The organism is Pseudomonas aylmerensis, from assembly GCF_001702265.1.
In the GTDB taxonomy this organism is placed as follows: Bacteria; Pseudomonadota; Gammaproteobacteria; order Pseudomonadales; family Pseudomonadaceae; genus Aquipseudomonas; species Aquipseudomonas aylmerensis.
In genome coordinates, this window is sequence record NZ_MAUE01000040.1 from 92,585 (window position 1) to 113,082 (window position 20,498).

General features: G+C 63.8%; 14 protein-coding genes and 1 pseudogene. 7 read left to right on the plus strand and 8 right to left on the minus strand.

Going from position 1 to position 20,498, the window contains the following annotated elements; all coding sequences use genetic code 11:
* Positions 1-25: 25 nt before the first annotated feature.
* The 4 genes from BBG20_RS24515 to BBG20_RS24530 all read right to left on the minus strand — a co-directional run bounded on the left by BBG20_RS24515 (position 26) and on the right by BBG20_RS24530 (position 3,136).
* Entirely contained in the window at positions 26-946 is a 921-nt protein-coding gene (locus BBG20_RS24515; protein WP_065908031.1) for a bifunctional helix-turn-helix transcriptional regulator/GNAT family N-acetyltransferase, read from the minus strand.
* A 69-nt stretch (positions 947-1,015) separates the two neighbouring features.
* Positions 1,016-2,308, minus strand: coding sequence for a PQQ-dependent sugar dehydrogenase (locus BBG20_RS24520; protein ID WP_065908033.1), 1,293 nt, complete (start codon positions 2,306-2,308; stop codon positions 1,016-1,018).
* Complete coding sequence (locus BBG20_RS24525; protein ID WP_065908035.1) at positions 2,305-2,727, minus strand: DUF2231 domain-containing protein; 423 nt, start codon at positions 2,725-2,727, stop codon at positions 2,305-2,307. Before BBG20_RS24525 ends, BBG20_RS24520 begins: the two co-directional genes overlap by 4 nt.
* An 85-nt stretch (positions 2,728-2,812) precedes the next feature.
* Positions 2,813-3,136: a hypothetical protein gene (locus BBG20_RS24530; RefSeq protein WP_065908037.1), complete on the minus strand. Its 324-nt coding sequence runs from the start codon at positions 3,134-3,136 to the stop codon at positions 2,813-2,815.
* 262 nt (positions 3,137-3,398) lie between these two features.
* On the opposite strand from BBG20_RS24530, the gene BBG20_RS24535 reads away from it, so the two are divergent.
* The 4 genes from BBG20_RS24535 to BBG20_RS24550 all read left to right on the plus strand — a co-directional run bounded on the left by BBG20_RS24535 (position 3,399) and on the right by BBG20_RS24550 (position 7,559).
* On the plus strand, positions 3,399-3,878 hold the full coding sequence (locus BBG20_RS24535) for an AAA family ATPase (RefSeq protein ID WP_065908039.1): 480 nt from the start codon (positions 3,399-3,401) through the stop codon (positions 3,876-3,878).
* Complete coding sequence (locus BBG20_RS24540) at positions 3,875-4,669, plus strand: nucleotidyltransferase domain-containing protein (RefSeq protein ID WP_065908041.1); 795 nt, start codon at positions 3,875-3,877, stop codon at positions 4,667-4,669. The genes BBG20_RS24535 and BBG20_RS24540 overlap by 4 nt, the downstream gene beginning before the upstream one ends.
* 1,113 nt (positions 4,670-5,782) lie before the next feature.
* On the plus strand, positions 5,783-6,685 hold the full coding sequence (locus BBG20_RS24545) for a LysR family transcriptional regulator (RefSeq protein WP_065908043.1): 903 nt from the start codon (positions 5,783-5,785) through the stop codon (positions 6,683-6,685).
* Positions 6,686-6,764: 79 nt separating this feature from the next.
* The gene (locus BBG20_RS24550; protein ID WP_065908044.1) at positions 6,765-7,559 is read left to right on the plus strand and encodes an alpha/beta fold hydrolase; all 795 of its coding nucleotides are present in this window, start codon (positions 6,765-6,767) and stop codon (positions 7,557-7,559) included.
* Here the strand turns inward: BBG20_RS24550 and BBG20_RS33560 are convergent.
* The 3 genes and pseudogenes from BBG20_RS33560 to BBG20_RS24560 form a co-directional block, all read right to left on the minus strand.
* Positions 7,549-8,316 (minus strand): methyl-accepting chemotaxis protein, encoded by a 768-nt coding sequence (locus BBG20_RS33560; RefSeq protein WP_404940351.1) that lies wholly within the window; start codon positions 8,314-8,316, stop codon positions 7,549-7,551. The genes BBG20_RS24550 and BBG20_RS33560 overlap by 11 nt on opposite strands.
* Before the next feature lie 87 nt (positions 8,317-8,403).
* A pseudogene (locus BBG20_RS33565) lies at positions 8,404-9,501 on the minus strand (cache domain-containing protein); the annotation flags it as partial.
* Positions 9,502-9,639: 138 nt separating this feature from the next.
* Positions 9,640-13,641 (minus strand): bifunctional nitrate reductase/sulfite reductase flavoprotein subunit alpha, encoded by a 4,002-nt coding sequence (locus BBG20_RS24560; RefSeq protein WP_065908047.1) that lies wholly within the window; start codon positions 13,639-13,641, stop codon positions 9,640-9,642.
* Between the two features lie 573 nt (positions 13,642-14,214).
* Between BBG20_RS24560 and nirB the strand changes: the two genes are divergently transcribed.
* Both nirB and nirD read left to right on the plus strand, forming a co-directional pair.
* Positions 14,215-16,758 carry a nitrite reductase large subunit NirB gene (nirB, locus tag BBG20_RS24565; RefSeq protein WP_065908049.1) on the plus strand — a complete coding sequence of 848 codons (2,544 nt, stop codon included), beginning with the start codon at positions 14,215-14,217 and terminating at the stop codon, positions 16,756-16,758.
* Positions 16,758-17,120, plus strand: a complete 363-nt coding sequence (gene nirD, locus BBG20_RS24570; protein ID WP_065908050.1) for a nitrite reductase small subunit NirD — start codon at positions 16,758-16,760, stop codon at positions 17,118-17,120. Before nirB ends, nirD begins: the two co-directional genes overlap by 1 nt.
* Positions 17,121-17,422: 302 nt before the next feature.
* Here nirD and BBG20_RS24575 read toward each other — a convergent pair whose 3' ends face one another.
* On the minus strand, positions 17,423-17,920 hold the full coding sequence (locus tag BBG20_RS24575; RefSeq protein WP_226939970.1) for a MarR family winged helix-turn-helix transcriptional regulator: 498 nt from the start codon (positions 17,918-17,920) through the stop codon (positions 17,423-17,425).
* A 49-nt stretch (positions 17,921-17,969) separates the two neighbouring features.
* On the opposite strand from BBG20_RS24575, the gene BBG20_RS24580 reads away from it, so the two are divergent.
* Positions 17,970-19,460, plus strand: coding sequence for an FAD-dependent oxidoreductase (locus tag BBG20_RS24580; RefSeq protein WP_065908054.1), 1,491 nt, complete (start codon positions 17,970-17,972; stop codon positions 19,458-19,460).
* Positions 19,461-20,498 lie beyond the last annotated feature (1,038 nt).

The following is a 20,498-nucleotide window of genomic DNA, read 5'->3' on the forward strand; positions in this document are numbered from 1 at the left end:
CGAGTACAGCGCGGGAGGTATTTTTCTACAGTGCGCGTACCCACGTCTCACTGACCAGGGTCTTGCCGAAACTGACGGTGGGTTCCTCCTCGGTCAGTTCGAAGGCCGCCTTCTGATACAGCTTGCGCGCGTCGGTGAGGATGTTCACCGTCCACAGCAGCATGCTTGTATAGCCGGCCTGCCGGGCAAAACGCAGGCATTCATCCACCAGCCGCTGGCCAATCCCCATGCCTCGGGCGCTGGCGTCGACATACAGCATGCGCAACTTGGCGGTGGTGGCGTCATGGCGCACCACAAACACCGAACCCACCACCTCGCCGTCCTTTTCCGCAATCCAGCAGCGCTCGCACGTTGGGTCAAACTCGCGCAGGTACTTGGCGACAATCTCCGCCACCAGCGCTTCGAACTCCCAGTTCCAGCCATATTCACGCGCGTACAAGGCCGATTGCTGTTGCACCACCAGGCCCATGTCGCCAGGTTGCGGGTCGCGCAGCAGGTAGGTCGGCGCAGTGCCTTGCAGCAGGGCCTGGATGCGTTGCATCGCGCCGGTGAGTTGGCGTTGCTGGGCGTCGGGCAGGGCATCGAGCAGGGCGATGACTTCGTTCTGCGTCTGCTGCTCCAGCGGGGCCAGCACGGCGCGGCCCAGATCACTGAGGTGCAACAGCACCGCACGTGCGTCGGTGGGCGAACGGACTTTCTGGATCAGGCGGTTTTTTTCCAGGCCGCTGGTCAGCCGGCTCAGGTAACCCGCGTCAAGGCTGAGCATCTGGCACAGGTCGGCGCTGGTCAGGTCGCCTCGCGATGACAACTCGTACATCACACGGATTTCGGTCAGGGAGAAATCGCTCTGCAGCAGGTGTTCCTGCAGCACGCCGATCTGGTGGGTATAGAAGCGGTTGAAGCCGCGCACGATGCCGGCGCGTTCGACAAGCTGGGGTGTAGACATGGCGGATGCTCGAATGGTTGCCTGAAGCAATTATATTGTTGCTTCAGGCAACCAAGTCAAACATTTTACTCAGCGGTTACGCGTCACCCGCCAAACGGTGTTGGCCAGGTCGTCGGCGATGATCAGCGCACCTTTCGGGTCCACCGTCACGCCCACCGGGCGCCCGCGGGTCTTGCCGTCGTCGCCGCGAAAGCCGGTGGCGAAGTCGATCGGCTCGCCGGAAGGCTTGCCATTGCTGAACGGCACGAAGATCACTTTGTAGCCCACAGGGTTGTCGCGGTTCCAACTGCCGTGTTCGCCGACAAACACACCGTCGGCGAATTTCTCGCCCAGGGCCGGGATGGAGAAGTCCACGCCGAGTGCCGCCACGTGGGAGCCCAGGCTGTAGTCCGGCTTGATCGCGGCAGCGACTTTGGCCGGGTTCTGTGGTTGGGCGCGCGGGTCGACGTTCTGGCCCCAGTAGCTGTAGGGCCAGCCGTAGAAGGCGCCTTCGCGTACTGAAGTCAGGTAGTCGGGCACCAGGTCCGGGCCCAGCTCGTCGCGTTCGTTGACCACCGTCCACAGTTGCCCGGAATCGGGCTGGATGGTCAACGCCGTCGGGTTGCGCAAGCCGGTGGCGTAGGGCTTGTGGGCGCCGGTTTGCGCGTCGATCTGCCAGACCATGGCGCGGTCGATTTCGACTTCCATGCCGCGTTCGGTGATGTTGCTGTTCGAGCCGATGCCCACGTAGAGCTGGCGGCCATCGGCGCTCACGGCCAGGGATTTGGTCCAGTGGTGGTTGATCTGCGCCGGCAGGTCGGTGACCTTGGTCGGCGGCCCGCTGGCTTTGGTCTGGCCGTCGACGTAATCGAAGCGCACCAGCGCGTCCTGGTTGGCGACGTAGAGCTTGCCGTCGGCAAACGCCAGGCCGTAGGGCGCGTTGAGGTTGTCGGCGAACACGGTCTTCAGTTCGTAGGTGCCATCACCGTCGGCATCCCGCAGCAGGGTCAGGCGGTTGCCGCCCTTGACCTTGGTGTTGCCCTGGGCCTTGATCACGCTGGCGATCACGTCCTTGGGCTTGAGCTTGGCCGCGCTGCCGCCACGGCCTTCGGCGATGAGGATGTCGCCGTTGGGCAGCACCAGGGTCTGGCGCGGGATGGCCAGGTCGGTGGCAATGGCGGTGACGCTGTAGCCCTCGGGGACCTGGGGTTTCTGTTCGCCCCATGGCGTCGGTTCGGCGATCTTCATGCTCGGCAGCAGGCTGCTTTGCTGCTCCGGCAACTTCGGGTCGGGGCCGCGGGCCTGGGTCTTGTCACCTTCGCCACCGCAGGCGCTCAGCAGCAGCGCTGCACTCAATACGGTCAGGGTGCTGGACGTTTTCATTGGGCATCTCCCGAGCGCAGGTTGGTCAGGCCGGTCCACGTCGCCGCCACCGCCAGCAGCGTGACGATCGCCGACAGCACCAGGCCCGTGGGCATCATGGCGTAGGCGTCCTTGGCATGCTGGAAGGCGTTGACCAGCCCCACTACCCAGGCCGCGAGCAACAGCAGGAAGTACACGGTCGGGCGCCCAGCCTTGGGCCGGGCGCGCAGCAGATTGACCAGTGCGAACAGCAGTGCAAAACCGCTGAACACCAACGCGCCGGCGATCAGCCAGGAAGCGAAGTTGGCCCATTGAATCTGGTAGGTCTGCCCGTAGGCAATATCACTGAGCAAGGCCCCGAGAAACAGCGGCACACTGCCGGCGAGCAACGTCGCATGCAGCGGCCCTGGGGTGTAGCGGTAGGTGGGGAGGGTGGTCATGGGGGTGGCGGCTCCTTATCGTTCTGCGCCCATGGGGGGCGCGATGACTTCGCATAGGAAAGGAACGTGCCGTTTGCAAGAAAGTTCAGTGGGGTTTCGTGTCGAGATGTTTTTCGAACCAGGCGGCATAGGGCGTGTTGGCAACCTGGCACCGATTGAAATCCGGACTGCCATCGGTCCACCATACGGGGCCGCGCTCGCCGAGGGCGACCTTGGCGCGCTGCACCTGTTGGCGTGCTGCCTTGAGTTGTTGGGGATCGCCGCTGGCCTTGGCCGCCTTGACCGCGCGGCGGGCGTCCATCAAGTCATTGACCCAGCGTTGTCGCGTGGCGTCATCCAGCGCCGGGTCCGTGCAGCGCCAGAGTTGGCCCTTGACCACAAAGTAGCGCCCATCCGGCGTGCTAATCATGGTGCCAGCGCAGCACCCGCAGTACGCCCCACATCATTGAAATCACAATAGCCATCCAACCGGCAAACAGGCTGAAGAGTGTCATTGCAAGGTTCATAACCACCTCCATTGCGTTGTCGTCTCGCTGTCGTCCTTATAGGTGACCGCCCTGTAAACGCAGGAATTCAACTTAATTGATCGAGCGTGCACCGCTGTGCTTCGACACGCGGGGCAAAAATGTGGCAGCGTTGGCGTCCTTGATTCAGACAATGGAGCTGTGCCCATGCCTACCCTGCACCTGCTGTGCGGCAAGATCGCCGCCGGTAAGTCGACACTGGCCAAGACCTTGGCGGCCGAGCACGCGGCCATCCTGCTCAGCGAAGATGCCTGGCTCGCCCGCTTATACCCGGGTGAAGTGCTGTCGATCGCCGACTACCTGCGCTGCGCCCAACGGATTCAAGGAGTGTTGGGGCCGCTGGTGGTTGATCTGCTGGGAGCAGGCGTCAATGTGGTACTGGATTTTCCTGCCAACACCCTGGCCAATCGCGCAGCACTGCTGGGGTTGGCGCAGGCCGCCGGGGCGCCGCACTGCCTGCATTACCTGGAACTCGATGACGCCAGCTGCCGCGCGCGGCTGCACGCACGCAATGCACGTGGCGAGCATGACTTCGCCGCCACCGATGCCGAGTTTGAGCTGATCACCCGCCATTTCTGTGTGCCGAGTGCGGAGGAAGGACTGGTGATCGAGGTGCATCGTCCGTGAGTACCGTACATTCCACCGGCCTTGATGCCGAGGGCTTTATCCTGACGGTAGGCCAGGTGCCCGTGCAGCCGGCGTTCCAGGCGTTGCTGGCGGATGTGTGCAGCTCGTTGTCGCTGCCGTCGTTGGGGCTGGACGGTATTTACCTGTATGGCAGTGTCGCGCGCGGCGAGGCCACACCGGGTGTCAGCGACCTGGACCTGACGCTGGTCCTGCGCGAGCCGCCGACTGCGCAGAGTGTGCAGCAACTGGAGGTGCTGCGCCTTGCGCTGGAGCGGCGGCATCCCGAGGTCATCAAGATAGATTTCGATATCGGCAGCCGTGCGCAGGTGTTGTCGGCTGAGCACCGCAACAGTTGGGGTTTCTGGCTCAAGCATCACTGCCGCTGCCTGTGGGGTGACGACCTGTCGCTGCAGTTCGAGCGGTTTCGGCCCTGCCGTGAGATTGCGTCAGCGGTGAATGCGGACTTCGCCGAGGTGTTGGGTGCCTACCTCACCCGCATCGCACAGGCCGGCACTGAGCAGGAGCGCCTTCGTTTGCAGCGCGAGGCGTCTCGCAAGTTGATCAGGGCGACGCATGTCTTGAGTGCTGAGTCGGCAGTGACATGGCCGCAGACGCTGGAAGAATATGTGGCGCTGTTCGTCCAGCGGTACCCGGCCAGGGTTACTCATGTGGCGTTCTTTCTGTTTGAAGCCAGGAACCCGAGTGCGGCGGGCGACCAGTTCTGTACCCGGTTGCAGGCGTTCCTGGACTGGATGGTGACTCATCCTCCTGTGGGAGCCGTCGAGCTTTAGCGAGGCCGCGAAGGCGGTGGGTCAGACACTGAAGGGTTGTCAGTGCCGCCGCCTTCGCAGCCTCGCTGGGGCTCGACAACTCCCACAGTTGGGCGGTGGGGTGGCTGAAATTCTAACCACATAGCGAAACCCGGTGCTTGCTCAAATCCCAGCCACACAGCACACCTCCCTGTGAGGCAAGGTGCTGCTCAAATCCCCTTCATATACTGCTGAATATAGCGAACCCCTGTGCTGGCTTGTTGCAGAAGATCCCACTCACACAGGCGCTCTCCTGTGGGAGCCGTCGAGCTTTAGCGAGGCCGCGAAGGCGGTGGGTCAGGCACAGAAGGGCTGTCAGTACTGCCGCCTTCGCAGCCTCGCTAAAGCTCGACAGCTCCTACAGTTGGGCGGTGGGGTGGCTGGAATCCAAGCCATACAGCGAAACCCGGTGCTTGCTCAAATCCCAGCCACACAGCACACCTCCCTGTGGGGCAAGGTGCTGCTCAAATCCCCTTCATATACTGCTGAATATCGCGAACCCCTGTGCTGGCTTGCTGCAGAAGATCCCACCCACACAGGCGCTTTCCTGTGGGAGCCGTCGAGCTTTAGCGAGGCCGCGAAGGCGGTCGGTCAGGCACTGAAGGGTTGTCAGTGCCGCCGCCCTCGCAGCCTCGCTGGGGCTCGACAACTCCCACAGTGGGGCGGTGGGGTAGCTGGAATCCAAGCCACACAGCGAAACCCGGTGCTTGCTCAAATCCCAGCCACACAGCACACCTCCCTGTGGGGCAAGGTGCTGCTCAAATCCCCTTCATATACTGCTGAATATCGCGGACCCCTGTGCTGGCTTGCTGCAGAAGATCCCACTCACACAGGCGCTCTCCTGTGGGAGCCGTCGAGCTTTAGCGAGGCCGCGAAGGCGGTGGGTCAGGCACCGAAGGGCTGTCAGTACTGCCGCCTTCGCAGCCTCGCTAAAGCGCGACAGCGCCTACAGTTGGGCGGTGGGGTAGCTGGAGTCCGAGCCCCATAACCGCGCCCGAGGAAACCGGTGATCAAAACACCCATGCCGGTCGACACCAATGATAGGTATATTGGCGATCAACGCATCATTACATACGCACAGCCTATGGACCGCCCATGATCAACTTCCGCCTGATTCGCCACCTCTGGCTGTTCCTCGCCGTTGCCGAAGAGCAGAACTTCGGCCGCGCCGCCAAGCGTCTCGGGATGTCGCAGCCGCCGTTGAGCGAGCAGATCCAGGTGCTGGAGCAGGCGCTCAAAGTCACCTTGTTCGAGCGTTCGCGGCGTGGGGCGAAGTTGACGCCGGTCGGCGCGGCGATCCTGCCGGCGGTGCGCAAGTTTGCCGAGCAGCTGGAGCGCCTGGAGCTGGCGGTCGAAGAGGCGGTAGCGGGGCAGTCCGGCATGCTGACCATCGGTGCGATTTCCACGGCGATGTTCGATGTGTTGCCTGGCTTGATCGACCAACTCAAGCAACGCTACCCGCACCTCACCGTGTCGGTGCGCGAGATCGACAGCGTCGAGGCGGTGCCGGCCCTGGAAGCGGGTGACATCGACCTGGCCTTCGCCCGGCTGGACGGCGACCTCGGCCCGGCGATCCAGTCGCTGCCGCTGCGCGAGGATCGCCTGATGGTGGCCTTGCCCAGCAATCACCCCTTGGCGTCGCGCACGCGCATCAGCCTGTCGAGCCTGGCCAGCGAGCCGCTGGTGATGTTTTCGCGCAAGGTCAGCCCGGTGTACTTCGATAACCTCATCGCCACCTGCCGTGCCAGTGGTTTCTCGCCACGGGTCCTGCACGAAGTGCGCTCGGTGGCCTCGCAAATCGCCTTTGTCAGCTGCGGCCAGGGCATTGCGCTGGTGCCGGCAGCGCTGAAAAAACTGGCGCCGGACAACGTGGTTTTGCGCGCCCTGACGCAGAAACTCAACGTGGTGACCACCGCAGTCGCCTGGAACACCGAACGGCCCAACCCGCTGGTCAGCGAGCTGATCGAGCACTTCCAGACCCATACGATTGGCGTATGAATGCGTTCCGTTATCCGTCATTTACAGCCGGCAGCAAACCGCTGAAATTGCCGGGCTGTCTGTTCCAGGAAACCCCACCATGTCGTTCACTCACACCTACTTGCCGCTGACGGTAGACGGCGTATCGCTGGACATCGCCGCGATCCATCGCGCTGGCGACCGCGCGCCCATCGTGTTCCTGCACGGGTTTGGCTCGACCAAGGAAGACTACGCCGATATCGACCTGCACCCGGCGTTCGACGGGCACCCGTTCATTGCCTACGACGCCCCCGGATGCGGTGAAAGCCAGTGCCCCGACCTGACGAAGATCAGCATCCCGTTCCTGCTCGACACCGCGTTGCAGGTGCTGGCGCATTTCCAGATCGAGCGCTTTCATTTGGTCGGCCACTCCATGGGCGGCCTGACGGCGCTGATGCTGGCGCACCGTTTTCCCGGGCGTGTGCTGAGCTTCACCGACATAGAGGGCAACATCGCCCCGGAAGACTGCTTCCTCAGCCGCCAGATCGTCGACTACCCGGCGGACGATCCCGAGGCGTTTTTCCGCGCCTTTATCGAGCGCACCCGCAAGGCCCCGGCGTATGCCAGCGCGCTGTACTCGGCCAGCCTGCGCCACAAGGTGCGGGCCGGCGCGGTGCTCGGGATTTTCCAGTCGATGGTGGAACTGTCGGATAACGCCGGGCTGATGGACAAGTTCCTCGGCCTGCCGTGCCCGCGTCTGTTCATGTACGGCGAGCAGAACGCCGGGCTGTCCTACCTCGCGCATATCCAGGCACACGGTGTGCGCCTGGCGCCGATTGCCGAGTGCGGGCACTTCCCGATGTATTCCAACCCGCGTGCCATGTGGCAACAGATCTCGGCGTTCATCAGGACTTGAAGCGGCCCACCAACCCATTCAGCTCATCCGACAGGTTCGACAGCCGTCCGGAGTCGTCCTGCGCCGAGTTGGCCAGGCTTTCCACCAGTCGCGCCTCGTCGTAGATCTGCTGGATATGCCGGTTGATCTCTTCGGCGACGCTGTGTTGTTCCTCGGCGGCGGCGGAGATCTGCAGGTTCTGGTTACGGATCTCGTTGACCGACAGTTGGATGCCTTCAAAACTGTCGCGCGCGCTTTCGATGGACGACACACTCGCGCGTGACAGGTCCAGGCAACTGCCCATCTTTTGCGTGACTTCCTGGGTCTTGTTTTCCAGGGTGCCGAGCAGTTGCTCGATCTCGCCGGTGGAGTCGGAGGTGCGCTTGGCCAGCGCGCGCACCTCGTCGGCGACCACGGCAAAACCACGGCCCTGGTCACCGGCGCGGGCGGCCTCGATGGCGGCATTCAGCGCCAGCAGGTTGGTCTGTTCGGCAATCGCGCGAATGGTGCCGAGGATCTGATTGATGCTGCGACTGCCGGCCTCCAGCTCGACCATCGCCTGCGACGATTCGGTCAGGCGGCGGCCCAGGCGGTTGACGTTGTCGGTGGTGACTTCGATCTGCTGCTTGCCCTCGGCGACACGGCGGTGGCCGTTCTCGGCAGACTCCGCCGCGCCGCTGCAGGAGCGCGCGACTTCGTTGGCGGTGGCGACCATTTCGTTGAACGCGGTGGAGACCAGTTCCACCGCTTCGCGCTGGCGCCCGGCGGCCTCGTTCATGTTGTGCGCCACTTCGCTGTTGACCTTCGAGGCGTTCTGCAAGTTGGCCGACGCCGCGCCGATATGCTGGATCAGTTGGCGAATGGCGGCGAGAAACTTATTGAACCAGCCGGCCAGTTCGGCGGTTTCATCCTTGCCCTGCACCTGCAGCTCATGACGCAGGTCGCCTTCGCCCTGGGCGATCGACTGCAGGCCGGTGCTGACCTGGCCGATGGGCTTGACGATGACCTTGGAGAACGCCGCGGCGATCAGCCCGAAGATCAACACCAGCACACCGACGATGACGGCGGTGAGGTAGGTCATGCGCATGGCTTCGGCCATGACTTCGCGATGTTCGATCAGGCCGATGTAGCGCCAGCCCAGGCCCGGGGAAGTCCAGACGTTAGCCATATAGCGCACGCCGTCGATCTCGACCTCGGTGGAACCCTGGGGCGTCGCGGCCAGTTGCGCATAAGCGGCGCCGAGGTCCTTGAGTGGCTTGAAGCTGTGGGCGGCGTCGCGCGGGTCGACCAGCACCACGCCGTCTTCGATCAGCATCACGTAGCCGCTTTCGCCGAGCTTGATGCTCTTGACCAACTCGGTGAGGTTCTTCAGCGACACGCTGACCACGAACACGCCCTTGGCCTTGCCGCTGTTATCCAGCAAGGCGCGCGCAGTGCCGACCAGGGCCACGTCGTCCTTGTCGTAATAGTACGCAGGGGTGCGTACGGTCTTGCCGGGGCTGGCCATTGCCGCCTTGTACCAGGGGCGTGTGCGCGGATCGTACTTGGCCAGCTGCGGGTCATCCGGCCATTTCACGTAGGTGCCGTCTTCCAGGCCGATGGACAGGATGGCCGCCGCCGGGTGCGTGGCACCGAAGCGCGCGAAGCGCTCGATCATCGCTTGGGCCTCGGCCGGCATAGGCTGGCTGGCGGCATCGGCGGGTTGATAGTTCTTCAGGGTGTTCACGGAAGTGTATACAGGATCCGTGGCCATTTGATCGACGTTTTGCAGCGTGCCATCAAAGAACTGCCGGATGTTGCCATCGATCTGGCGGATTTCCCGCGTGCTGCCGTCGATGAACTGATCGACGGCCTGGGTCCGCGTGTTCATCACCGAAATCACGGCGACCAGGCTTACCGGGATGAATGCGACCGAGACAAACGCGAGTACAAGCTTATTTTTTATTTTCATCGAGACGACCATCAGCGTGGAGGGCGGCCAAATCGACGCCGTCCAACCTAGAGTGGCGGCGATTTGCTATGCCTGCTGTTTCGGCCCGGGTCGGATAAATCTTTAGGGTTTTTTGTACACAATACAAAATGCTTATTGTTCTGTATCCAATCAGTACACATCACGCAGATAACGCTTCTGCTCGCTCAATGCGCGCCAGTACTCCGCCGCGCTCTCCGCGCCAAGCCCGCCGTGGGTTTGCGCGATCTGACGGAGTGCCTGGTCGACATCCTTGGCCATATGGCTGGCGTCACCGCAGATATACAGCTGCGCGCCTTCCTGCAACCAGCGCCACAGCTCCGCACCGTGTTCGCGCAGGCGGTCCTGCACGTAGACCTTCTGCGCCTGGTCGCGGGAAAACGCCAGGCTCAGGTGGGTCAGCAGGCCATCGTGCTGCAAGTCTTGCAGTTCCTCCTGGTAGTAAAAATCGCTGGCCGCATGTTGTTCACCGAAGAACAGCCAGTTGCGGCCTTGATGCCCCTGTGCCCGGCGTTCCTGCAAAAACGCGCGGAACGGCGCCACACCGGTGCCGGGGCCGATCATGATCATCGGCACATCACCGTCGGTGGGTGTCCGAAAGTGCCGCGACGGCTGCACAAACACCGGCACCTCGGCGTCGCCGGCGCGGTCGGCGAGGAAGGTCGACGACACGCCTTTGCGCCGGCCATAACGCACCGCAGCCACCGTGAGATGGACTTCGCGCGGATAAGCCTTGGCGCTGGAGGCGATTGAATACAGGCGCGGTTGCAGGCGCTTGAGGGTGCCGAGCAGCTCCTGCGCCGTGCATTCAATTGGATAGTGGTGCAGCACGTCCGCCAGCTGTCGGCCCCACAGCCAGTCCTTCAGCTCGGCTTTGCGCTCGGGTTCGAGCAACTGCTTGAGGCCCGGATTGGCGCTGCGCTCGGCGATAAACGCAAGCGTGTCGCTGCTGGGACGGGCAATTTCGAAGTGCTGGGTCAGCGCCTGTTGCAGGGCCACTTCGCCGAAGGTGTCGACATTCACGCAGGTGCTGGCGCGCAGGCGAGTCAGGTCGAGCAGTTCGCTGACCAGTTCCGGACAGTTGCGCGGCATCACCCCTAACGCATCGCCGGCTTCATAGCTCAGCCCGGAGTCGGCCAGGTCGAGGGCGAACTGGCGGGTTTCCTTGTGCGCGCTCTGCGGGTTCAAGTGCCGGTTGAGCAGCAGCCGTGACCCAAACAGCTTGGTTTTGCCGGCGGGTGTGGCGGGCGCTGCAGGTTTTGCCGGGTTGAGGGTTTGCTGCAATTGCGCCAGCCAGGCGTCGGCACGGCTTTCGAATTCGGTGTCACAGTCGACGCGTTCCAGCAGGCGGGTGGCGCCCAATTCCTGCAGGCGCTGGTCGAGCTGTTTGCCGTGCTTGCAGAACTGGTCGTAATTGGGATCGCCCAGCGCCAGCACCGCATAGCGCAACGATTCAAGGCGAGTGTCGGCGCTGCTGAGGCTGTGCCAGAAACTTTCGCCGTTGTCCGGTGGGTCGCCGTCGCCGAAGGTACTGGTGATGAGGGCCAGGGTGTGGGTACTGGCGAGTCTGCTGGCGGGGAAGTCAGCCATGGCGCTGAGCACCACCTCTATGCCGGCGTCACGCAGGCGTTGGGCACAGCGCTCGGCCAGGGTTTCGGCGTTGCCGGTTTGCGAGGCCCACAGCAGGGTGACGGCCGGGCCGGGCAGGGCGCTGGCTTCGCCCGCTTGCGCACGACTGAACAGCCCACCCAGCAGGCCGTCGAGCCACAACCGAGTGTCTTTGGCCAAGGGGGCCTGCGCCGGCATCACCGGTACGCCGGTTTCGTGGCCGCTGCTGGCGCGCAGGCCACTGAGAAAGCCCGCAAGGTAGGTGCGTTCGCTGTCGCTGAGTGCCGGCGCCGGCACGTTGCGCAGGCCCGCGAGATCGGCGAAGGCGTCGAGGCGCGACATGGTGAGGTCCTCTGCTGAAGGGGGGATAACGCAGGTTGCGGGTTTGGGCGCGTCGAGGAACTGATGATCGATCAGCTCGATCCGTGTCAGGGCCACGGCGCAGAACTTGAATTCCGGCTGCAGCGAAATCGGGTCGACGGCGTCGTTGGTCACTGCATTGATCGCCAGGTGTTCGCCAAACACATCGTTCCAGTGAAACGGCGCAAAACAGTTGCCCGCCCGCACGCGGTCGGTGACCACCGCAGGCAGCACGGCATGCCCGCGTGATGAGCGAATTTCGACTCGGTCCTGGTCCTTGATGCCCAGTTGCGCGGCGTCTTCGGGGTGCAGTTCCACGAACGGGCCGGGGTTGAGTTTGTTCAGCGTGGCGACCTTGCCGGTCTTGGTCAGGGTGTGCCACTGGTGCTGCAGGCGGCCGGTGTTGAGCACAAAGGGAAACGCCGCATCGGGCATCTCCGCCGGCGGCATGTGCGGACGTGCGAGGAACTGGCCCTTGCCGGTTTCGGTGGCGAACTTGAGTGTGTCGCCATGCCGGTAGCGGATCGGGTTGCGGTCGGCGCCATCGGCGGATGTACAGGGCCATTGCAAGGGCGTTTCGCGCAGGCGGGCATGGCTGGCGCCGCGCATGTCATAGCCGGTCTTGGGGTTCCAGGCGCGCTTGATTTCCTCGAAGACGTCGCCGGCGCAGGTGTAGGTGAAGGCCTCGGCAAAGCCCATCGCGCAGGCGACCCGGGCGATGATCTGCCAGTCGGGCAAGGCCTCGCCGGGGGCGTCGACGGCTTTCTGCATCAGGGTCAGGTTGCGTTCGGAGTTGATCATCACGCCTTCGGCTTCGGCCCAGAGTGCGCCGGGCAACAGGATGTCGGCGTAGCGGTTGGTCTCGGTGTCGAGGAAGGCGTCCTGGGTGATCACCAGTTCGGCGGCCTGCAAACCTTCAATGACCTTGCGTCGATTCGGCGCGCTGGCCACCGGGTTGGTGCAGATGATCCAGCAGGCCTTGATCTGCCCGGCGGCCATCTGCTCGAACATCGCCACGGTGCCGCCGCCGACCTGGCGCGGCAGGCTGCCTGCGGGCAGTTGCCAGAGGTCTTCGATAAAGGCGCGGTCGGCCTCGACCAGCACCGAGCGCTGCCCCGGCAGGCCCGGGCCCATGTAGCCCATTTCGCGCCCGCCCATGGCGTTGGGCTGGCCGGTGAGGGAAAACGGCCCGCTGCCGGGGCGGCAGATCGCGCCGGTGGCCAGGTGCAGGTTGCACAGCGCGTTGGTGTTCCAGGTGCCGTGGGTGCTCTGGTTGAGGCCCATGGTCCAGCAGCTCATCCAATCGCCGGCCTGGCCGATCCAGGCGGCGGCTTGGCGGATGTCGGCTTCAGCCAGGCCGGTCAGTTGTGCAACCCGCGCCGGCGAGTAGTCCTCGAGGAAACCGGGCATGGCGTCCCAGCCTTCGGTGAAGGCCGCGATAAAGGCCGGGTCCGTGTGGCCGTTTTTCACCAGCAGGTGCAACAGGCCGTTGAGCAGGGCGAGGTCGGTGCCGGGGGCGATCTGCAGGAACAGGTTGGCCTTGTCCGCCGCGGCACTGCGTCGGGGGTCGACCACGATGAGTTTCGCCCCGGCCTTGACCCGGTCCATCATGCGCAGGAACAGGATCGGGTGACAGTCGGCCATATTCGCGCCGATCACGAAGAACAGGTCGGCGCGGTCGAAATCTGCATAGGATCCCGGAGGCCCATCGGCGCCCAGGGACAGCTTGTAGCCACTGCCGGCGCTGGCCATGCACAGGCGCGAGTTGGACTCGATGTGCTGGGTGCGCACAAACCCCTTGGCGAGTTTGTTGACCAGGTATTGGGCTTCCAGGGACATTTGCCCGGACACGTAGAACGCCAGCGCGTCGGGCCCGTGGGTGTCGAGGATGTGGCGCAAACGGCTGGCTGTGTCGCTGATGGCCGTGTCGATGCCGATGCGCACCGGGTCGTGAGCGCGCGCCTGACGCACGTAGGCGTTTTCCATGCGGCCGGACTCGGCAATGGCTTGCCCGCAGGTGGTGCCCTTGGTGCACAGGCGGCCGAAGTTGGTGGGGTGGGCCTTGTCGCCGATCACCTTGACCACCTTGTTGCGCTCGATCTGCATGACGATGCCGCAGCCCACACCACAATAAGGGCACACGCTGCGCACGCTTTGAATTGCCATCCGTACCCCTCGACTGCTTTGTGCCCGGCATAAAAAAAGCGCCCTGCAACCCTCCGTTGGAAACGGGGATTGCACGGCGCCTTTGTCGTGATTGGGCAGTCAGCGTTGACTGCTGTATGTGGGGTTCCTAGCAAGTCACGCGCCAGGTTTGAACGCAGGCGGGCTCACGTGTCGTGGCGAGGGCGCTGGCTCCCGCCGGGCTGCGCAGAGGCGCCAAAATCCTCGGTGCGCTACGCACGCCAACGAGAGCCAGCACCCTCGCCACATAAACGCTCCAGTGCGCAGTTATGAAGCAGGGCGCACCAGTTGGAGGCGGGATTCGGCGTATTGGAGGGGCAGAGGAGGCGCCGGGTGTGGCTGTTACGGGCACCTGGGCGGGTTGGCACGCCGCCTGCAAGTTCATCCTCAACCCATCTCGGTCAACGACGATCGACACCAGGGGCAATCGCGGCAGAGCCGGCGCAGTCGCCGATCCGATCCCGCAGAAGAACAGGCAAAGACGCCTGGAACCGCAAGGTTTCAGGCGTTTTTTTTTGCTTTTAAAACCGTGATGAACGTTGCCGGGTGCTTGGAATGAATAAACAGATGAAAACCCTGATCGTCGTCGGCAATGGCATGGTCGGCCACCACTGTGTGGAGCAACTGATCGAGCGCGGCGCGCTGGCGCATTATCGGTTGCACGTGTTCAGCGAAGAGCCGATGCGTGCCTATGACCGTGTGCACCTTTCCGAATACTTCACCGGCCGCGATGCCGAATCGTTGGCACTGTCCGAGGCGTCGCTGTACCAGACGCCGGGCGTTACCCTGCACCTCGGCGTGCCGGTGCTGGAAATCGACCGCGCCCGTTGCGAGGTCATCACCGCCAATGGTTGCGTGGCCTACGACAAGTTGGTGCTCGCTACCGGTTCCTTCCCGTTTGTGCCGCCGATTGAAGGCGCCGAAGGCGATTCGCGGCTGGTCTACCGTACCCTTGAAGACCTCGACGCCATTCGCGCGGCGGCAGCCAATGCCCGACGCGGCGTGGTGGTTGGCGGCGGCCTGTTGGGCCTGGAAGCCGCCAACGCCTTGAAGAGCCTGGGCCTGGAAGCCCATGTGGTGGAGTTCGCGCCGCGCCTGATGCCGGTGCAGCTGGATGATTTTGGCGGCCTGGCGCTCAAGGCCCAGATCGAACGCCTCGGCGTCGGCGTGCATTTGTCGCGCGCCACTCAATCGATCAGTGCGGGCGAGCAGTACCGCTACCGCATGAACTTCGCCGGTGAGGCGTATCTGGAAACCGACCTGATCGTGTTCTCTGCCGGTATCCGCGCCCAGGACGCCTTGGCTCGCCAGGCCGGGCTGGAGATCGGCCCGCGCGGCGGGGTGGTGATCAACGACGAATGCCTGAGCTGCGACCCAAACATCTACGCGATTGGCGAGTGCGCATCCTGGAACGGCAGCCTGTTCGGCCTGGTCGCGCCGGGCTACCAGATGGCCCGCGGCGTGGCAGCGTTATTGAGCGGGGAGGCCGCCGAGCCTTTTGTGGGCGCCGATATGTCGACCAAGCTCAAATTGCTTGGCGTCGACGTCGGCTCCATCGGCGATGCGCATGCCCACACGCCCGGCGCGCGCAGCTACCAGTTTATCGACGAGGCGAGCGCCAGCTACCGTCGCCTGGTGGTGGATGCGAGCGGCAAGCACGTGATCGGCGCGGTGCTGGTCGGTGACAACAGCTACTACGACACCTTGCTGCAATACCTCCAGAACCGCATCGCGTTGCCGGCGGAACCGGCGAGCCTGATCCTGCCGTCGTCCAGCGGCGCACCGACACTCGGGCCTGGCGCGTTGCCGGAATCGGCCACGGTGTGTTCGTGCCACAACGTCACCAAAGGCGCGATCTGCTCGGCCATCGACGGCGGCTGCAGCGACCTCGACGTGCTCAAGTCCCAGACCAAGGCGTGCACCGGTTGTGGCGGCTGCGCCGGGTTGCTCAAGCAGGTGTTCGAGCATGAGCTGATCGCGCGTGGCGTCAGTGTCGATAAAAGCCTGTGCGAACACTTTGCCCACACCCGGCAGGCGTTGTATGCGCTGGTGCGGGTGGAAGGGCTGAGCACCTTCGAGGAGCTGCTGGCCAAGCATGGGCGTGGCCACACCGGCTGCGATGTGTGCAAGCCGGCGGTGGGTTCGATCCTCGCCTCCTGCTGGAACCAGCCGATCATGGACCCGTCCCTGGTGCCGCTGCAGGACACCAACGACACGTTCATGGCCAACATGCAGAAGAACGGCACCTACTCGGTGGTCCCGCGTATTCCGGGCGGTGAGATCACCGCCGACAAGCTGATCGTGATCGGCGAGGTCGCGAAGAAATACGACCTCTACACCAAGATCACCGGCGGCCAGCGCATCGACCTGTTCGGCGCGCAACTGCATGAGCTGCCGGACATCTGGGCCGAGCTGATCGCCGCCGGCTTTGAAACCGGGCATGCGTATGGCAAGTCCACGCGTACGGTGAAGTCCTGCGTGGGCAGCACCTGGTGCCGCTACGGTGTGCAGGACAGCGTGAAAATGGCGCTGCTGATCGAAGACCGCTACAAGGGCCTGCGCTCGCCGCACAAGCTCAAATTCGCGGTGTCGGGCTGCACCCGCGAGTGCGCCGAAGCGCAGAGCAAGGACGTCGGCGTGATCGCCACCGAGAAGGGCTGGAACCTGTATATCGCCGGCAACGGGGGCATGCGCCCACGCCATGCGGAACTGTTCGCCACCGACCTAGATGACGCCACGCTGATCCAGTACATCGACCGCTTCCTGATGTTCTACATCCGCACCGCCGACAAGCTGCAACGCACCTCGGTGTGGCGCGAAAGCCTGGAGGGCGGATTGGAGTTCCTCAAGGACGTGATCGTGCACGACAGCCTGGGCCTCGGCGCGGAACTTGAAGCGCAGATGCAACGGGTGGTCGACCGCTATGAATGCGAGTGGGCCAACGCCCTCAAGGACCCGGAGAAACTCAAGCGCTTCCGCACGTTCGTCAACGACAAGCGCGCTGATCCGGACATTCACTTTGTGCAGGAACGCGGCCAGCGCCGGCCGATCATGGCCGCCGAACTCAACCTGATTGCCGTCACCGAGGAGATTGCCTGATGAGCCAGCCCAATAGCCAGCGACACCTGGCCAGCTGGAAACGCGTGTGTACCGAACAAGACCTGGTGAGCAATTCCGGCGTGGTGGTATGGGTCGACGGCGTGCAGGTGGCGCTGTTCTACCTGCCGCAGGCGCCGGACCAGACGCTGTACGCCATCGACAACCATGACCCGCAGTCCGGCGCGAACGTCATCGGCCGTGGCCTGGTCGGCAGCATCAAGGGCCAACTGGTGGTGGCTGCGCCGATCTACAAGCAGCATTATCGGCTGCAGGACGGTCAATGCCTTGAGGCGCCGGACCAGCGGTTGCGGGTATGGCCGGTGCGGTTGAACGGCGGGGTGGTGGAGTTGGGGGTGGATTGATAGGGCGCGGGGCGGTTGTGCCTATGTGCTGGCGGGTTTGTTGTGGTGAGTGGCTTCCTGTGGCTAGCGGGCCTGTTGTGGCTAGCGATCCTGTTGTGGTGAGCGGGCTTGCCCCGCGTTGGGGCGCGCAGCGGCCCCTCTCAAGATCACTGCGCTGTTTCAGGTAAACCGAGGGGTTGGGTTTGGGGCTGCTGCGCAGCCCAACGCGGGGCAAGCCCGCTCGCCACAACAATCCCGCTCACCATAGGATGCCCGCTTGCCTCAACAACTCAGCTTGGCTCACCAGAGCGCAGTGGATGGCTTCATTTCATCCCCTTCGTCGCCCGCACTGAATCGTCCTTGATGTCCTCGGCAAACTTGCGCATCAGCCGCACCAGGTTGTCGAAATCACCCTCGTCCCAGGTCGAGAAGATCGACTGGCCGATCCTCTCCCGCGCCTCATCGACACGGTCCGTCATGGCCTTGCCCTTGTCGGTAATCACCGACTCACGCACGCGGCGGTCCGCTGCACTTTCCTGGCGCAGGATCAGGCCGAGGCTTTCCAGTTTCGCCACCTGCCGGCTTACGGTGGTGTAGTCGCGGCCAACACGATCGGCCAGTTCGACCACGCCAATCGGGCCCAGCCGCTCCACCAGCACAAGCAGCGGAAACAGCGCGCGATCCAGGGAAATCCCGGCTTCGCGCACCATCGCCTCGTCGCGTTGCGGGCGATTCATCACGCCGACGATTTCCACCAGCGATCCATGCAGGTCGCGCAGTTGGGCGGATATATATGCGCTTTGCACATTTTTAATTGACACTGTGCTTCTCCCTCTTAATATGTGCGTATTGCACATATAGGTGGCCCGTATGAACGAGCGATGCGCTGTCGATGTACTGATTTGCGGTGCCGGTGCTGCCGGCTTGACCCTCGCGATCGACTTAGCCAGACGGGGCATCACCTTCCGTCTGATCGAGAAGAGCCCACAGCCGTTCCATGGCTCGCGCGGCAAGGGCATCCAGCCAAGGTCACAGGAAGTCTTCGAAGACCTGGGGATTCTCGACCGCCTGGTGGCAATGGGGGGAGTCTATCCGACTGAACGGCGCCACCGCGACGATGGCAGCTTCAGTGACGGCAATTCTATCGCGCAGCATCCTGCGACACCGGCCGAGCCCTATCAACAGCCGCTGATGGTGCCGCAATTTCTGACTGAGCAAGTGCTGCGCGAGCGTCTGCTGGAGCTGGGGCATCGGCCTGAATTCGGCTGTGAACTGCTGGACTTTGTCCAGGACGATGACGGCGTCACGGCGCAGGTGATGGGGCCGACGGGCGCCGACACCGTTCGCGCGCGCTGGCTGGTGGGCGCCGATGGCGGTCGCAGTTTTGTGCGGCATGCGCTGCAGATTGGCTTTCCTGGCAGGACGCTGGGCGTACGCGCGCTGGTGGCGGACGTGGTGCTCACCGGGCTGTCGCGTGACCATTGGCACCGTTTTGGCGAGGGCGATGTGCAGCGACAAGTCGCGATATGCCCGTTGGCCGGCACCGATCTGTTCCAGATCCAGGGCCCGATTCCTCTGGAGGTTGATGTCGACATGAGTGCAGAAGGGCTGACGGCGCTCATCGCCCAGCGCACCGGGCGTGAGGATATTGAAGTGCATTGCGTGTCCTGGGCATCGGCCTACAGCATGAATGCGCGCTTGGCCGACCACTACCGCGTCGGCCGTGTGTTGCTGGTGGGCGACGCCGCCCATATCCATCCACCCACCGGCGGCCAGGGCCTCAATACCAGCGTGCAGGACGCCTACAACCTCGGCTGGAAACTCGCCGCGGCGGCTCACGGCGCATCCGATGATCTGCTCGAGAGCTACGAGGCAGAGCGCCGTCCCGTCGCCGCATCCGTACTCGGCCTGGCCACCCAACTGTTGGGCGCGATGGCCAACGGCGACTTGCGCCGGGGCAGGGAAGTGCACCAGCTGGATATCGGCTACCCGCAGTCCTCGCTGGCCCTGGCGCAGCCGACACGTACCGCCAGCCTGCGCGCCGGCGACCGGGCACCGGATGCTCCGATCCGGGGTGCGGCAGGCCAATCGTTGCGACTGTTCAACCTCTTCCAGGGCACGCATTGGACATTGCTCGGGTACGGGGTAAAACGCGGCTCAGTGGCCGCGCGGCCGGGGCTGCATATCCATCGGTTCGGCCTGCAAGGCGACATGATCGATGCGCAGGGACACTTTCAGCGCGCTTATGAACTGGCGCTCGGTGACTGGGTGCTGGTGCGCCCTGACGGGTATATCGCCGCGATTGTTTCATCCGCGCAGGTTGACGTTCTTGAGGGTTACCTTCAGCGGGTCTTGCTCTAGACAGCGCCACCGCCATCGCAGACTCGCTGGCGCTACACGGATTGTCGTGGGCATTAAACGAGTCCGAGCAAACGCCCCGATCCCCTCCTGTGAGAGCCGTCGAGCCCCAGCGAGGCCGCGAAGGCGGCGGCATTGCCGATGAATTTAGTGCCTGACACACCGCTTTCGCGGCCTCGCCAGGGCTCGACGGCTCCCACAGGGAATCGGCGGTGTTGGCCTCGATACGGGCCTACCGCAAGCAGCCTTGAGTCACACCCCATAATCCGCCGCCCCAAAGATCAAATGTGGGAGCCGTCGAGCCCAAGCGAGGCCGCGAAGGCGGCGGTATTGCCAATGAATTTAGTGCCTGACACACCGCTTTCGCGGCCTCGCCGGGGCTCGACGGCTCCCACAAGGGATCGGCAGTGTCGGCCTCGATACCGGCCTGTCGCAAGCAGCCTTGAGTCACACCCCAATAATCCGCCGCCCCAAAGATCAAATGTGGGAGCCGTCGAGCCCCAGCGAGGCCGCGAAGGCGGCGGCATTGCCGATGAATTTAGTGCCTGACACACCGCCTTCGCGGCCTCGCCAGGGCTCGACGGCTCCCACAGGGGATCGGTGGTGTAGGCCTCGATACCGGCCTACCGCAAGCAGCCTTGAGTCACACCCCATAATCCGCCGCCCCAAAGATCAAATGTGGGAGCCGTCGAGCCCCGGCGAGGCCGCGAAGGCGGTGGCATTGCCAATGAATTTAGTGCCTGACCCACCGCTTTCGCGGCCTCGCCAGGGCTCGACGGCTTCCACAGGGGAACGGCGGTGTTGGCCTCGATTCTGGCCCACCGCAAGCAGCCTTGAGTCACACCCCATAATCCGCCGCCCCAAAGATCAAATGTGGGAGCCGTCGAGCCCCAGCGAGGCCGCGAAGGCGGCATTGCCAATGAATTTAGGGCCTGACCCACCGCCTTCGCGGCCTCGCCGGGGCTCGACGGCTCCCACAGGGAATCGGCGGTGTTGGCCTCGATTCTGGCCCACCGCAAGCAGCCTTGAGTCACACCCCAT